17 protein-coding genes are annotated in these 13,586 nt (G+C 57.1%); 12 read left to right on the forward strand and 5 right to left on the reverse strand.

What is annotated here, in order from left to right; all coding sequences use genetic code 11:
- Positions 1-14: 14 nt before the first annotated feature.
- The 4 genes from G364_RS0106645 (at position 15) to lipA (ending at position 3,242) form a co-directional block, all read left to right on the forward strand.
- Positions 15-1,187 (forward strand): serine hydrolase, encoded by a 1,173-nt coding sequence (locus G364_RS0106645; RefSeq protein ID WP_019934367.1) that lies wholly within the window; start codon positions 15-17, stop codon positions 1,185-1,187.
- Between the two features lie 165 nt (positions 1,188-1,352).
- A complete protein-coding gene (gene ybeD / locus G364_RS0106650; protein WP_019934368.1) occupies positions 1,353-1,616 on the forward strand; it encodes a DUF493 family protein YbeD in 264 nt (87 codons plus the stop codon).
- A gap of 11 nt (positions 1,617-1,627) precedes the next feature.
- Positions 1,628-2,284 (forward strand): lipoyl(octanoyl) transferase LipB, encoded by a 657-nt coding sequence (lipB, locus tag G364_RS0106655; protein WP_019934369.1) that lies wholly within the window; start codon positions 1,628-1,630, stop codon positions 2,282-2,284.
- Complete coding sequence (gene lipA, locus G364_RS0106660) at positions 2,277-3,242, forward strand: lipoyl synthase (RefSeq protein ID WP_019934370.1); 966 nt, start codon at positions 2,277-2,279, stop codon at positions 3,240-3,242. The genes lipB and lipA overlap by 8 nt, the downstream gene beginning before the upstream one ends.
- A 159-nt stretch (positions 3,243-3,401) precedes the next feature.
- Here the strand turns inward: lipA and aroG are convergent, their stop codons facing one another.
- Positions 3,402-4,457: a 3-deoxy-7-phosphoheptulonate synthase AroG gene (gene aroG / locus G364_RS0106665; protein WP_019934371.1), complete on the reverse strand. Its 1,056-nt coding sequence runs from the start codon at positions 4,455-4,457 to the stop codon at positions 3,402-3,404.
- A gap of 223 nt (positions 4,458-4,680) precedes the next feature.
- Here aroG and G364_RS0106670 point away from each other — a divergent pair, with 223 nt between their 5' ends.
- From G364_RS0106670 to G364_RS0106705, 8 genes are all read left to right on the forward strand, one after another.
- A complete protein-coding gene (locus G364_RS0106670) occupies positions 4,681-4,881 on the forward strand; it encodes a DUF2061 domain-containing protein (protein ID WP_019934372.1) in 201 nt (66 codons plus the stop codon).
- A gap of 34 nt (positions 4,882-4,915) precedes the next feature.
- A complete protein-coding gene (locus tag G364_RS0106675) occupies positions 4,916-5,317 on the forward strand; it encodes a DUF2750 domain-containing protein (RefSeq protein ID WP_019934373.1) in 402 nt (133 codons plus the stop codon).
- On the forward strand, positions 5,317-5,763 hold the full coding sequence (locus G364_RS0106680; RefSeq protein ID WP_019934374.1) for a YaiI/YqxD family protein: 447 nt from the start codon (positions 5,317-5,319) through the stop codon (positions 5,761-5,763). Before G364_RS0106675 ends, G364_RS0106680 begins: the two co-directional genes overlap by 1 nt.
- Positions 5,764-5,944: 181 nt before the next feature.
- Positions 5,945-6,490: a YceB family lipoprotein gene (locus G364_RS0106685; RefSeq protein ID WP_019934375.1), complete on the forward strand. Its 546-nt coding sequence runs from the start codon at positions 5,945-5,947 to the stop codon at positions 6,488-6,490.
- A gap of 111 nt (positions 6,491-6,601) precedes the next feature.
- A complete protein-coding gene (locus G364_RS0106690) occupies positions 6,602-7,204 on the forward strand; it encodes a LysE family translocator (protein WP_019934376.1) in 603 nt (200 codons plus the stop codon).
- Complete coding sequence (locus tag G364_RS0106695) at positions 7,186-7,533, forward strand: hypothetical protein (RefSeq protein WP_019934377.1); 348 nt, start codon at positions 7,186-7,188, stop codon at positions 7,531-7,533. The genes G364_RS0106690 and G364_RS0106695 overlap by 19 nt, the downstream gene beginning before the upstream one ends.
- A gap of 53 nt (positions 7,534-7,586) precedes the next feature.
- A complete protein-coding gene (locus G364_RS0106700; protein ID WP_245541392.1) occupies positions 7,587-9,629 on the forward strand; it encodes a protein-disulfide reductase DsbD family protein in 2,043 nt (680 codons plus the stop codon).
- On the forward strand, positions 9,626-10,114 hold the full coding sequence (locus G364_RS0106705) for a protein disulfide oxidoreductase (RefSeq protein WP_019934379.1): 489 nt from the start codon (positions 9,626-9,628) through the stop codon (positions 10,112-10,114). The genes G364_RS0106700 and G364_RS0106705 overlap by 4 nt, the downstream gene beginning before the upstream one ends.
- Before the next feature lie 60 nt (positions 10,115-10,174).
- Here G364_RS0106705 and G364_RS0106710 read toward each other — a convergent pair whose 3' ends face one another.
- The 4 genes from G364_RS0106710 to crl form a co-directional block, all read right to left on the reverse strand.
- On the reverse strand, positions 10,175-10,603 hold the full coding sequence (locus tag G364_RS0106710) for a hypothetical protein (protein ID WP_019934380.1): 429 nt from the start codon (positions 10,601-10,603) through the stop codon (positions 10,175-10,177).
- A 51-nt stretch (positions 10,604-10,654) separates the two neighbouring features.
- On the reverse strand, positions 10,655-11,911 hold the full coding sequence (locus tag G364_RS0106715; protein WP_019934381.1) for a glutamate-5-semialdehyde dehydrogenase: 1,257 nt from the start codon (positions 11,909-11,911) through the stop codon (positions 10,655-10,657).
- A gap of 8 nt (positions 11,912-11,919) precedes the next feature.
- Positions 11,920-13,023, reverse strand: coding sequence for a glutamate 5-kinase (gene proB, locus G364_RS0106720; protein WP_019934382.1), 1,104 nt, complete (start codon positions 13,021-13,023; stop codon positions 11,920-11,922).
- Positions 13,024-13,117: 94 nt separating this feature from the next.
- Positions 13,118-13,519: a sigma factor-binding protein Crl gene (gene crl, locus G364_RS0106725; protein WP_019934383.1), complete on the reverse strand. Its 402-nt coding sequence runs from the start codon at positions 13,517-13,519 to the stop codon at positions 13,118-13,120.
- Positions 13,520-13,586 lie beyond the last annotated feature (67 nt).

Below are 13,586 nucleotides of genomic sequence, written 5' to 3' on the forward strand. Positions count from 1 at the left end.
GTCTGATTTACCTTATGCGTACGGTCAACATTCTGCCTACTCTCGCCATTGCCGGCCTGATGTCTTTTTCCGCTCAGGCACAAAATACCATTTCCATGATCCCCGAGCCGCCGGCCATTGCGGCCAAATCTTATGTGCTGATGGACTATGCCAGCGGCCAGGTGCTGGTGGCAGAAAATGCTGATCAGAAGCTGCCGCCGGCCAGCCTGACCAAAATGCTGACCTCCTATGTGCTGGGCCAGGCACTGGAAGAAGGCAAGGTCAAGCGTGACGACATGGTGACCATCAGTGAAGCGGCCTGGGCCCAGAACTTTCCCGGCTCTTCGGTGATGTTTCTGGAAGTCGGCAAACAAGTGAGTATTGATGATCTGAACCGGGGCATCATTATTCAGTCGGGTAACGATGCCACCGTGGCCGTAGCCGAACACCTGGCGGGCAGCGTCAACTCCTTTGCGGACCTGATGAACTCCTGGGCCGCACGGCTGGGAATGAATGACAGCCACTTTGTCACGCCCCACGGCCTGCACAGTGATGAGATGTATACCACCGCCCGGGATATGGCCAAACTGGGTCAGGCGCTGATCCGCGATGTGCCCGAGGAATATGCCATCTATGCCGAGAAGTCGTTTAGCTTTAACGGTATTACTCAGCACAACCGCAATTCCCTGCTGTGGGATCAGTCCCTCAATGTAGACGGCATCAAAACCGGCCATGTCAGTGCTGTAGGGTACAACCTGGTATCTTCTGCCACCAAGGATGATATGCGTCTGATTGCGGTAGTGATGGGTGCCAGCAGCGAGCGTGCCCGGGCGGCCGAAAGTAAAAAACTGCTGACTTATGGCTTTCGCTTCTACCAGACCCTGACCCCGTATGAAGCGGGCAGCAAGCTGGTAGATCAGCAAATCTGGATGGGTGACAAAGACACTGTCGCCCTGGGCGTAGACAAGGCGGTGGCAGTGACCATTCCCCGTGGCCAGGCTCAGAACCTGCAAGCCGACTTCACCCTGGATCAGGCCCTGAAGGCACCGCTGGCGAAAGGCGAACAGGTAGGCACACTGCACCTGAAGCTGAATGACAGTGAAGTCGCTACCGTACCGCTGGTGGCGCTGGAAAATGTAGAGCAGGGTGGTCTGTTCAGCCGGTTTATTGACTATATTACGCTGCTGATTCAAGGTCTGTTTAAATAATATCTTATTGGGGCCGCACTCAAACGGCCCCGTTCCCGCTTCTCTCTTCACCAATAACCCTGCAAGTTGTCGGTTTCAGATTAACCGTTTTTATGTTAGAAATGCGACATGGGTTGTGAAAATTTACACCATTCCCGATTGAATACTGCTGTTTCAAAGGTTGCCATGAATACCAAATTTGATGAGTTGCTTGATTTTCCCTGCCACTTTCCCTTCAAGGTGCTGGGCCTGGCTGACGAGCGCCTGCCCGATCTGATCGTGGAAGTACTGCAGCAGCACGCTCCCGGCGACTACAGTCCCAAGGTGCGTCCCAGCAGCAAAGGCAATTATCACGCTGTCAGCGTCAATGTGACGGTGCACAGCAAAGAGCACATAGAGCTGCTTTATACCGAGCTTGGCAAAATCGAGCTGGTTAAATACGTACTCTGAGGCACTCACTCATGCAGCAGGACAAACTCACCATCAGAAACTGGGGGCTGGCGTCTTACGAGCACGTCTGGCACACCATGCAACACTTCACCGACCAGCGTGATCAAAACACCGGTGATGAGTTCTGGCTGGTGGAGCATATGCCGGTATTTACCCAGGGTCAGGCCGGCAAGGCTGAGCATGTGCTTAACGCCGGTGATATTCCGGTCATTCAGGCCGATCGTGGCGGTCAGGTTACCTATCACGGCCCTGGCCAGCTGGTGCTGTATCTGCTGCTGGATGTGCGCCGCAAAAAACTGGGGGTGCGTAACCTGGTTACCGCCATGGAAGAGTCAATTGTCGCCCTGCTGAAAGAATATAACGTGGAAGCCTACGCCAAGGCCGATGCTCCCGGCGTGTATGTCGCCGACAGCAAAATTGCCTCTCTGGGCCTGCGGGTACGTCGGGGCTGCTCTTTTCATGGGCTGGCGCTTAACGTCAACATGGATCTCAGTCCGTTTTTGCGTATTAACCCCTGCGGCTATGCCGGTATGGCCATGACCCAGTGCAGTACTCTGGGTGGTCCTCAGAACCTGGATGAAGCCCAATCTCGCCTGGTCCCCCTGCTGGCCGGCCGGTTGGGCTATCAACATCTCTACTACACCACAGAGAAGTATCATTATGAGTAAACCTGTGCGCGTCGAACCCGGCGTTAAACTGCGCGACGCCGACAAAATGGCCCTTATTCCGGTCAAATTCATGCCCGAGCAAGAAGAAGAAGTGCTGCGCAAGCCGGAGTGGATGAAGATTAAACTTCCTCCCAGCAATCAGCGCATACAGGGTCTCAAAAACATTATGCGCGAGAACAACCTGCATTCTGTGTGCGAGGAAGCCTCCTGCCCCAATCTGGCCGAATGCTTTAACCACGGCACCGCCACCTTTATGATTCTGGGTGCCATCTGTACTCGCCGCTGCCCCTTCTGCGATGTGGCTCACGGCCGCCCGCTGCCGGTGGATCCGGAAGAGCCAGCCAAGCTGGCCAAGACCATCAAAGAGCTGGGTCTGAAATATGTGGTGATCACCTCGGTCGACCGGGACGACCTGCGCGATGGCGGTGCCCAGCACTTTGCCGACTGCATCAAGGCCATTCGCGAGCAAAGCCCCAATACCAAAATTGAAATTCTGACCCCGGACTTCCGTGGCCGCATGGACACGGCGCTGGAGATCCTCAAAGACACGCCGCCGGATGTGTTCAACCACAACCTGGAAACCGCCCCCCGCCTGTATCGGGTAGCCCGCCCCGGCGCCGACTATAAATGGTCACTGGAGCTGCTGCGCCGGTTCAAGGAAATGCATCCTCAGGTGGCCACCAAGTCTGGCCTGATGATGGGGCTGGGTGAAACCAATGAAGAGATCATGGAAGTGCTTAAGGATCTGCGTGAACATAACGTCACCATGCTGACCCTGGGCCAGTATCTGCAGCCCAGCCGTCACCACCTGCCGGTGAAGCGCTATGTGCCGCCCGCGGAGTTTGACGAACTGAAAGACTTTGCTGACGGCATTGGCTTTACTCATGCCGCCTGTGGCCCCTTTGTGCGCTCCTCTTATCATGCCGATCTGCAGGCGCAGGGTGTGGAAGTGAAATAACCCCGTGAGGGTGAGGGGTGAAGGGTGAAGAGAAAAGTCCAGCCCTTCCATCATCACCATCAGACACAAAAAAGGAGCCTAAAGGCTCCTTTTTTGTTCAGCTCAGAAGTCGGAGGTAGTTAACCCCCTCCCCCCCTGACTCCTCTCTCCTCACTTAGATTACGCCTGACGGCGGGCCGCCACGGCTTCTGCCAGCTGTGCCAGCATTTTCTCGGTATCTTCCCAGCCGATGCAGGCATCGGTAATGCTCTGACCCCAGGTCAGCTCACAGCCCTCTTTCAGATCCTGGCGGCCTTCCACCAGGTGACTTTCCACCATCACGCCCATAATGGCCTGCTGACCGGCAGCAATCTGGCCGCACACGTCTTCCGCCACCAGCATCTGCCGCTGATATTGCTTGCTGCTGTTGGCATGGCTGAAGTCGATCATCAGCTTTTGCGGTAAACCGGCTTTTTCCAGCCCTTCACACACCGCCGCAACATGCTCTGCGCTGTAGTTGGGCTCTTTGCCGCCCCGCAGAATAATATGGCAGTCCGGGTTGCCGGCAGTGGAAACAATGGCGGAATGGCCGTATTTGGTAACCGACAGAAAATGATGAGAGGCACTGGCCGCACCAATGGCATCAGCCGCCACCTTGATGGTGCCGTCTGTGCCGTTCTTGAAGCCCACCGGGCAGGACAGACCCGACGCCAGCTCGCGGTGCACCTGAGACTCGGTAGTACGGGCACCAATGGCGCCCCAGCTCATCAGATCTGCCAGATATTGCGGCGTGATCATGTCGAGAAACTCGCTTGCGGCAGGCAGACCCATATCGTTGAGATCCAGCAGCAGCTTGCGGCCGATGCGCAGCCCGTCATTGATCTGAAAGCTGTTGTCGAGATAAGGATCGTTGATAAGTCCTTTCCAGCCAACGGTAGTACGCGGCTTTTCAAAGTAGACCCGCATCACCACTTCCAGCGTGTCGGCATAGCGCTCACGCAGCGCCTTCAGCTTCCGGCCATACTCAATGGCAGCGTCGGTGTTGTGAATGGAGCAGGGCCCCACCACTACCAGCAGGCGATCGTCTTCACCGGCCAGAATGCGGTGAATGGCCTCCCGGGATTCAAACACGGTGGCCGAGGCGGTGTCGGTGGCCGGATATTTCTCCAGCACCGCCACCGGCGGCAACAGTTCTTTGATTTCGTTAATGCGGATATCGTCGGTCTGAAAATGCATGAGCAACCCTGCTTTATATTTACTGATGAGCACCCTGGCTCGAATTCACTGTGTTTTTTCCAATCTATCCCGAGCAGGGTCCGGCTGTAAACGCTCCATTAGCCTTACAGCCCATTTGTAACAGAGAAAATGCCGATGAAACCGATAACAAGGAACGATTGGACCTATTTACAATAATAATTATCATTTGAGATGTGAACCCCCTTTGCTCAAGGAGCCTGTTATGTACAAAACACTGACCTTCGCACTGGTGCATTTCACCGTCGCTTTCAGTGTGGCCTGGCTGCTTTCAGGCAGTCTGCTGGTAGGCGGGCTGATTGCACTGGTGGAGCCCTTGATCAATACAGTGGCCTACTTCTTTCATGAAAAGGCATGGCAACGCTTTCATGCGCATAAGCTGGACAAAACCACTGGTGTAGTGTGAACATGCCAGCTAATTCACCAGAGCGAGAACCGGTATGAGCTATACCCTCAATGAACAAGACAAGGCGCAGGTACTGAGCCTGAGCGATAACGAGCGTTTCAATCACCTGGTCAACCGGGTAAACGAACAACAGGAGCTCTGGATCCTCACCGATGAACACGGCTGCATGATGCTGACCACAGACGATGATGAAGACTGCATTCCGGTATGGCCCCACGCCGGCTATGCCCAGGACTGGGCCCAGGGCGACTGGCAGCACTGCAAACCGGAAGCCATCAGCCTGAATGTGTGGCTGAAGCGCTGGGTGCCGGGCATGACCGACGACGAGCTGCTGGTGGCCGTATTCCCTACCCTGAATGAAACCGGCATAGTGGTGGATCCTTACGAGCTGAAAGACGCGCTGGATCGCAAAAAGTCCTCAGGGCGGCACAACTGATGCAGGTTTGGGTAGATGCGGATGCCTGCCCCCGGGTTATTCGGGATATCTTGCTGCGCGCCGCCGAGCGCACCGGCACACCACTGATTCTGGTGGCCAATCATGTGTTGCCGGTTCCCGCCTCAAAACTGGTGCGCCAGCTGCAGGTGGCGAAAGGGTTTGACGTAGCTGATAACGAAATTGTGCAACGTATTGAGCCCGGTGATTTGCTCATTACCGCGGATATTCCACTGGCGGCAGAGGCCCTGGAACAGGGAGCTGACGTGCTCAGCCCCCGTGGCGAGCGCTTTGACAAGGGCACCATTCGCGCCAAACTGACCATGCGTGATTTTATGGACACAATGCGCGCCAGCGGCGTACAAACCGGCGGCCCGCCCACCCTGAACCAGGCCGACCGTCAGGCCTTTGCCAACCAGCTTGACCGGCTTTTAAGCTCAAGGCCATAGGCTTTTCGCAGCGGCCAGCTTTAAGCTGTAAGACAAGATGGCTTGTACGCGCTGAAACATGAACAAAAAACTTACACTTTTTGCCGGGCTGCAGGCTTTAAACCAAGGTTCGCAGTCATGCAGAAGTAGTTTTACTTATAGCTGACAGCTTACGGCTTACAGCTCCCGAAAGAGGTACACCATGTTCAGAACCCTTACCCTTGCTCTTGGTGCTCTGCTGCTGAGCGCCTGCGCCGGCGTCAGTCAATACAGCGTGTCTGAAAGCGAGCTGGAAAAAGCGCTTTATACTCAGCTGGAGCAGCAGGCCCCTACACTCACGCAGGGGCTGGTAGAAACACGCATTGACGATTTGAATCTCACCATAGGGCCGGATAACCGTCAGGTGGTGCGCCTCGATATTCGCGGCGAAACCGCCATCAATGCCATAGTGGCACGTTTTCCCGCCATGCTGGATCTGCAGATTGAAGGCCGTCCGGTCTACGATCGTCAGAAAAACGCCATCTTTATTCGGGATCTCAATCTGCTGAACAGCAAGGTCAATGCCTTTGGCTATCAGGGGGAAGTCGGGGTCGCGTCAGCCGGCATGATGCAGCTGGTGCGAGCTGTGCTTGAAAACCAGCCGGTATACCGTCTTGATGATGGCCGTTATCGCTGGGTAAAAAATGTACCGCTGGCGCTGGATATTGTGCCCGGCCGGCTGGTACTCAGCCCCCGTTTCAGTGACTGACACAAACGCGCCGGGCTGGCCTGATAGATGGCATTTGGCCTACAATGGCGATGATTGTATTTAGTCCTAGCGCCACTGGCAGGCAGGTGATCTATTAACGCATCGGTTTTAATGGTGTTTGTGCCCACTTTTTTCTTTGTGTCCATCACCCCGGGCATGTGCATGACACTGGCGCTGTCACTGGGTATGACAGTGGGCGTTAAACGCACCCTGTGGATGATGCTGGGGGAGCTGGCGGGCGTGGGGCTGGTGGCCTGTCTGGCGGTAGTGGGAGTGGCTGCTCTGATGCTGCAATACCCGCAGCTGTTTCTGCTGCTTAAATACGGCGGCGGTCTTTATCTGGCCTGGCTCGGTATTCAGCTGTGGCGTTCCAGAGGCAAGCTGGCGTTAAGTCCGGTGGATGCAGGTCCGCGCCATATTCCGGCTGTTAACCTGATTAGTCAGGGCTTTATTACCGCCATTGCCAATCCCAAGGGCTGGGCTTTTTTTATTGCCCTGCTGCCTCCCTTTATCGATAACCGGGCACCACTGCCCGGGCAGCTGGCCGGACTGATATCCATTATTCTGACGCTGGAGTTTATCTGTATGCTGCTCTATGCCAGCGGCGGCCGGACATTGAGCCGGATATTGCAGCAAAAAGGTAAGGTTCAGCTGATGAACCGCATTGCCGGCAGTCTGATGCTGGGTGTGGCGTTATGGCTGGCACTGGGCTGAGCCGGGGCCGGCTGGCCATTATGCTGGTGTTGCTGGTGGGCGTGCTTTGCCTGGGTCAGCGTATGGGCATAATGAACTCATGTGTGCAACAAACCCAGATAAGCCAGAGCGACGATGCCGCCGGCGCGGACAGCCATGAGCGCTGCTCGCTGTCGGAACAACTGCTGACCAAGTTCTGGGATCATCCCGACAGCCTGCTGCTTGGACTGATTACCCTGTTATTCTGGTGGTGGCTGCCCCCCCGCCGTCATGGCCGCCGGCTGATACCTCCGCCAGAACCGGTGCCTGAATACCGGCGACACCTGTTACTGTGTGTATTCCGGGAATGACAGCCAAGGTAAGACTTTCTTATCTTTTGCGTTGATCACCGGAGACATTAATCGTGTATAGACTTTTTTACTTCTGTTTGCTGCTTGTCACCCTGAGCGCTCAGGCCACCGACACCGGCTGGCTGCAAGCTCCCGACCATCCGCCTGTGCAGGTGCGGCTGGTACAAAACGGCCCGTTGAACGAGGCCACCGGTCAATATGCCGCCCTGCTGCAGGTGCGTCTGGCTGACGACTGGAAAACCTACTGGCGCTCTCCCGGTGAGGGCGGCATAGCGCCCAAACTCGACTGGCAGACATCACAAAATGTTCAGGCCTTTGACTGGCGCTGGCCCCTGCCCGAGCGCTTTCATCTGCTGGGCATAGAAACTCAGGGTTATCAGCACGATGTGAACTTTCCGGTCTATATCACACCAGAAAAACGCCAGGCACCGGCTACCTTCAATGCCACTCTGACCCTGCCCAGCTGCACCACCATCTGTGTGCTCACCGAATATCAGCTGACGCTGCCGCTGCAGGCTGATGCTCCCCTGAATGAAACCGTTAACCATGATTTTCAGCAGGCGCTGTCGCAAGTGCCGCGTCCGGCAACGCTTGTGCAGGCCGGTGACTGGCGCTGGGACGCAGAAAAAGAACAGCTGGCCATTCGCTTGCTGCACGACGCTGGCTGGAGCAGCCCGAAGGTATTTGTAGACGATACCGACACCGCCGTATTCAGCCAGCCTCAACTCAGCACTACAGGCAACCAACTGGAAGCGCGCTTTACCGTCAGCAGCTGGGATCCGGAGCTCAACCTGCATGACCAACAGCTCACCGTTACCGTGGCCGATGACAACCTGGCCGAAGAGCTGAGCGCTTCGGTGACCCAAGGCACACTGGCAGCTGCAGCCAGCAGTCAGCCCGGCCTGCTGCTGGTGCTCGGTTATGCCCTGCTCGGCGGTCTTATTCTCAACATCATGCCCTGTGTGCTGCCAGTGCTGGGGCTGAAGCTAAACACCCTGTTACTGGGCGAGCGCAGCCGTGCACAGGTACGCAAACCGCTGCTGCTGTCTGCTGCCGGCATCATGCTGTCGTTCTGGGGTCTGGCAGCCTTTATGCTGTTCCTCACCTGGTCCGGCGCTCAGCTTGGCTGGGGCATTCAGTTTCAGCAGCCGGGCTTTATCGGCTTTATGCTGGCGGTCACAGCCCTGTTTTCTCTTAACCTGTTCGGGTTATTTGAAATTCGTCTGCCCAGCGCTCTGAGTACCTGGCTGGCCACCCGTCCGGGCGGCGGCAACAGCAGCCATCTGCTGCAGGGCATGTTTGCCACTTTGCTGGCTACTCCCTGCAGTGCACCGTTTCTGGGCACCGCAGTGGCGGCGGCCCTGGCGTCATCACCACTGATCCTGATTGCCATCTTTACTGGTCTGGGGCTGGGCATGGCCCTGCCCTGGCTGGTGCTGGCGGCCTTTCCGGGCTTTGTGCGCTTTATGCCCAGGCCCGGCCCCTGGATGGTCAAAGTCAAATGGCTGTTTGGCCTGATGCTGCTGGCCACCAGCCTGTGGTTGCTGTCGTTGCTGTCAGCTACTCTGGGTGGCCCCATCAGCCTGTTACTGGCCGCTCTGTTGGTCATATTGCCGCTCTGGTCCCTGCTGCGCCGTCATGGCATGCGCGCGCTTGTCTTTGGTGCCGCCGGCATCAGCCTGGCCGGTGCGGTACTGGGCGGTGTGGCACTGCTTACCCAGGAGCACTGGGTCACGCCGGCCAAGCCAGAGCTGCCCTGGCAGCCCCTTGATGTGGCCCGCATCGAGCAGGAAGTGGCGGCGGGCAAGCGTGTATTTGTAGATATCACTGCTGACTGGTGCATTACCTGCAAGGCCAACAAGGTGGGCGTGATCCAGCGGGATCCGGTATACAGTGCACTGAGCAAGCATGATGTGGTGCTGATGCAGGGCGACTGGACCCGGCCCGATCCGGCCATCACCGACTACCTGCGGGCCCATGGCCGGGCTGGTATTCCCTTTAATCAGGTGTTTGGTCCCGGCTTGCCCGAAGGACGGGATCTGGAGGTGCTGCTGACCAGCGACAGGGTTATTTCAGCACTGGAAGCGGCACAATGAGCTGGCTTAAACGCTTGCTGGGCTATGCCCTGGTATTGCTGGTGGTGATGACGGCTGTAGATTTATGGCGCAGCCGCAGTCTGCCGGCTTCGGCTGACGCACTGGACGGTCTGGTCACTCTGCAGGGCAAGCCGGTGAGTCTGGCCACGCAAAGTCAGCACGAGCCGGTGCTGCTGTATGTGTGGGCCAGCTGGTGCGGCGTATGCCGGCTGGTGTCCCCCATGGTGGATCTGGTACCGGGCCGGGTGATGAGTATTGCCATTGCGTCAGGCAGCCGTGAAAAAGTACAGGCCTATATGAACGACAAGGGCTATGACTTTCCGGTGATTAACGATGAAAACAACCGGCTGGCACGTGCGCTGGGCATTGGCGTAACGCCCACCCTGATGATAGTGCACAAGGGTGAACTGAAACTGGCCACTACCGGCTTTACCACGCTGCCGGGCATGATGCTCAGACGCTGGCTGGTTCAGTTCGGGGACTAAGGACTGGGGGCTGGGGATTGGGGATGCTATTCCCTATTCCCCGCTCCCCATTCTCTGCCGTTAAAACAGCACCCGCCGGCCTTTAAGGCATGTCCGGCAGGTGGGATCCCCCATCAGCGAGCCCAGCTCTTCGGGCGCACAGCGTTTGCCGCAGTGGCTGCATTCATGAAATGACTTCAGCCGCAGGGCAATGCCTTCTTCAACCAGCGCCAGCAACTGCTCCAGGGTGCCGGTATTGCCGTCTACCACGCCCTGAGAGGTGGGCTTGGTCGTTTGCATATCATGATGCCGCCACTCCATGGCAGGCAATAACACTTCCGCCTGACCATGCTGAAACGACACGATAACCAGCACAGGATCGCCGATAAACAGACTTTGGGCTCCCTGCACCGGATAGTTCAGGTGATTAATCAGATGCTGACGCCAGGACTCCAGCGTGGGCGATAACGGCATCGCCAGCAACAGGGCATCCAGCAACTTGGATGGCATATCAGTCCTCTCCCCTCAATAAAGTTCCGGCCCCTGATACGGGGCCGGTGGTTACTCGCGAATAAGATAATCGGCCTGGCCTACCCATTTGTAGCTGGTCAGCTCTTCCAGCCCCATTGGCCCCCGGGCATGCAGCTTCTGGGTAGAGACCGCCACTTCGGCCCCCAGGCCAAACTGGGCACCATCGGTAAAGCGGGTAGATGCATTCACGTACACAGCCGCAGACGGCGCGCCATTAATAAAACGCTCGGCATTAACCAGACTATTGGTCAGAATGGCATCGGAGTGAGCCGCATTGTGTGCCCGCAAATGGGCCAGCGCCGCGTCAACATCGCTCACCAGCTTCACGCCCAGCGTCAGGCTCAGCCATTCGGTATCAAAGTCGCCGTCTTCAGCAGCGCGCACCGTGGCGGGGCCGTTTTGCAATAGTGCCAGTGCCGGCGGAGCAGCCACCAGGGTCACATTTTTTTCCGCCATGCGAACACTCAGGGCTGGCAGCAGGTCAGCGGCAACCCGTTCATGCACCAGCAGCGTGTCTATGGTGTTGCATACACTGGGACGCTGGGTCTTGGCATTATCAATGACCTCAACAGCACGCACCAGGTCGGCACTTTCGTCCACAAACATATGGCCAATACCAAAGCCACCGATAATGACCGGAATGGTAGACTGCTCCTTGCACAGCTGGTGCAGACCGGGGCCGCCACGCGGAATAATCATGTCTACATACTGATCCAGCTTGAGCAAACCGCTCACCCACTCCCGTCCCGGCTCACCGATATACTGCACACAGGATTCAGGCAAATCGCAGGCTGTCAGTGCCTGACGGATCACTTTTACCAGCTCCTGATTGGTATGAAAGGTTTCCCGGCCACCGCGCAAAATGCTGGCATTTCCGGTTTTCAGGCACAGAGCAGCAATGTCGATGGTGACATTCGGGCGAGCTTCATAAATAACGCCTACCACGCCCAGCGGTACCCGGCGGCGGGACAGCCGCATGCCATTCTCCAGCACCCGGGACTCAAGCTCGGCACCCACCGGGTCCGGCAGCCGCACCACATTGCGTACATCGTCGGCAATGGCGGTAAGCCGTGCGCTGTTCAGCATCAAACGGTCGAGCATGGCATCACCAATGCCGTTTTCCCGGGCAATGGCCAGATCCTTTTCATTAGCCGCCAGAATGGCAGCCGCGTTTTGCTCAAGTGCACCGGCCATGGCAATGAGGGCCGCATTCTTGGTTTGGGTACTGGCTTGCGCCAGCACATAAGAGGCCTGTTGGGCAGCATCGCCCATTTGTTGCAAATCCATGATATCTCCTACAAAAGCACCAGATCGTCACGATGAATGGCAACACTGCCATAGCCATAGCCAAGCAGTGTTTCTATTTGATCTGAGTGCTGTCCTTTAATATGGTCCAGATCCTGTGCGTCGTAACGACAAATTCCCCGGGCCACTTCCCGGCCGTCGGCATTGACAATGCGCACGGCCTCACCCCGGCGAAAACGCCCTTCCACCCGTACTATGCCCTTGGGCAGCAGGCTGGATCCCTTGTCTGTTACCGCCCGCACAGCGCCGGTATCAATATGAATCTCACCATGGGGAGGCGGGCCCGCCAGGATCCAGCGCTTGCGGCTTTCCAGCGGCGTGGCCAGTGCCGGAAAACGGGTACCCACCCGCTCGCCGGCAGCCAGCCGGCCTACCACTTCCGGAATCTGACCGGTAGCAATCACCACATCCACCCCGGCCCGGCGGGCGACGTCGGCGGCCTGCAGCTTGGTGGCCATACCACCGGTGCCCAGACCAGTGACACTGCCCCCGGCCAGCTTGCGCAGGGTATCGTCTATGGTCTGCACTTCTTCAATCAGCTGGGCATCGGGGTTATTGCGCGGATCGGCAGTAAAGAGACCACGCTGATCGGTCAGCAGGATTAACAAGTCGGCCTCGGCCAGAATGGCGGCGCGGGCAGACAGATTATCGTTATCCCCCACCTTGATCTCATTGGTGGCCACGGCGTCGTTTTCGTTGATCACCGGAATAATACGGTGATCCAGCAGGGCACGCAGACTGTCCCGGGCGTTGAGATAGCGCTCTCTGTCTTCCAGATCGGCACGGGTCAGCAGCAACTGGCCCACATGCAGGCCATAGATATTGAATAACGACTGCCAGGTCTGGATCAGCTGGGTCTGGCCAACGGCTGCCAGCATCTGCTTGTTGGCCATGGTACCGGCCAGTTCAGGAAAGCCCAGGTGCTCACGGCCGGCAGCAATAGCGGCTGAGGTAACGACAATAATGCGGTGGCCAGCCCGGTGCAGGCTGGCGCACTGGCGCACCAGCTCCACCATGTGTGCCTTGTCGAGATGGCGGGTGCCGCCGGTGAGCACACTGGTACCCAGTTTTACAACAATGGTTTTGCCTTTCATGGAACGCCCTGCGGCTCCTTTACTACACAGCAATGCCGGCATGGTGCCGGCAATTGTTATTTAAAATTTGGTTTTGCGGCGGGCCGAAAAACGCTTAGGCGGGGCTCAGCAGGTGCTTGTCACCAAGCTCCGGTGCCGGGCCGGCACTGAGAGAAAGTTCGTCAAGACAGGCAGCCAGCTTGTCGTAGAAGTCACGCAGGGTACGGGCAACTTCCTCTTCATGCTTGCGGGGAATATCCCGCTCCTGCCACTCACCCCCTTCGCCACCAAAGTGACCAAGACGATAATGAAATTCAAAATACTGGTCGCTTTTAGGCACAAGCTTCAGCCACCAGCCCCAGAATTCCCGTTTTTCCGGCTCCGCCTTGGCACTGACGCACACCGCCAGGCAATCAAAGAAGTAACCGTCCTGACTGGACTGCTCACTGCGCAGATAGGGGCCAATGGCCGCAAACAGACGCAACAGCTTGCCATGACTTACTGTTTCAGTACTCATAACCACCTCCCTGGTAACTGGCCTATATGTAACGCTTTTTCGCTCAAGAATAAAGGATACACAGCAC

The organism is Oceanimonas smirnovii ATCC BAA-899, from assembly GCF_000381965.1.
Lineage (GTDB): Bacteria > Pseudomonadota > Gammaproteobacteria > Enterobacterales > Aeromonadaceae > Oceanimonas > Oceanimonas smirnovii.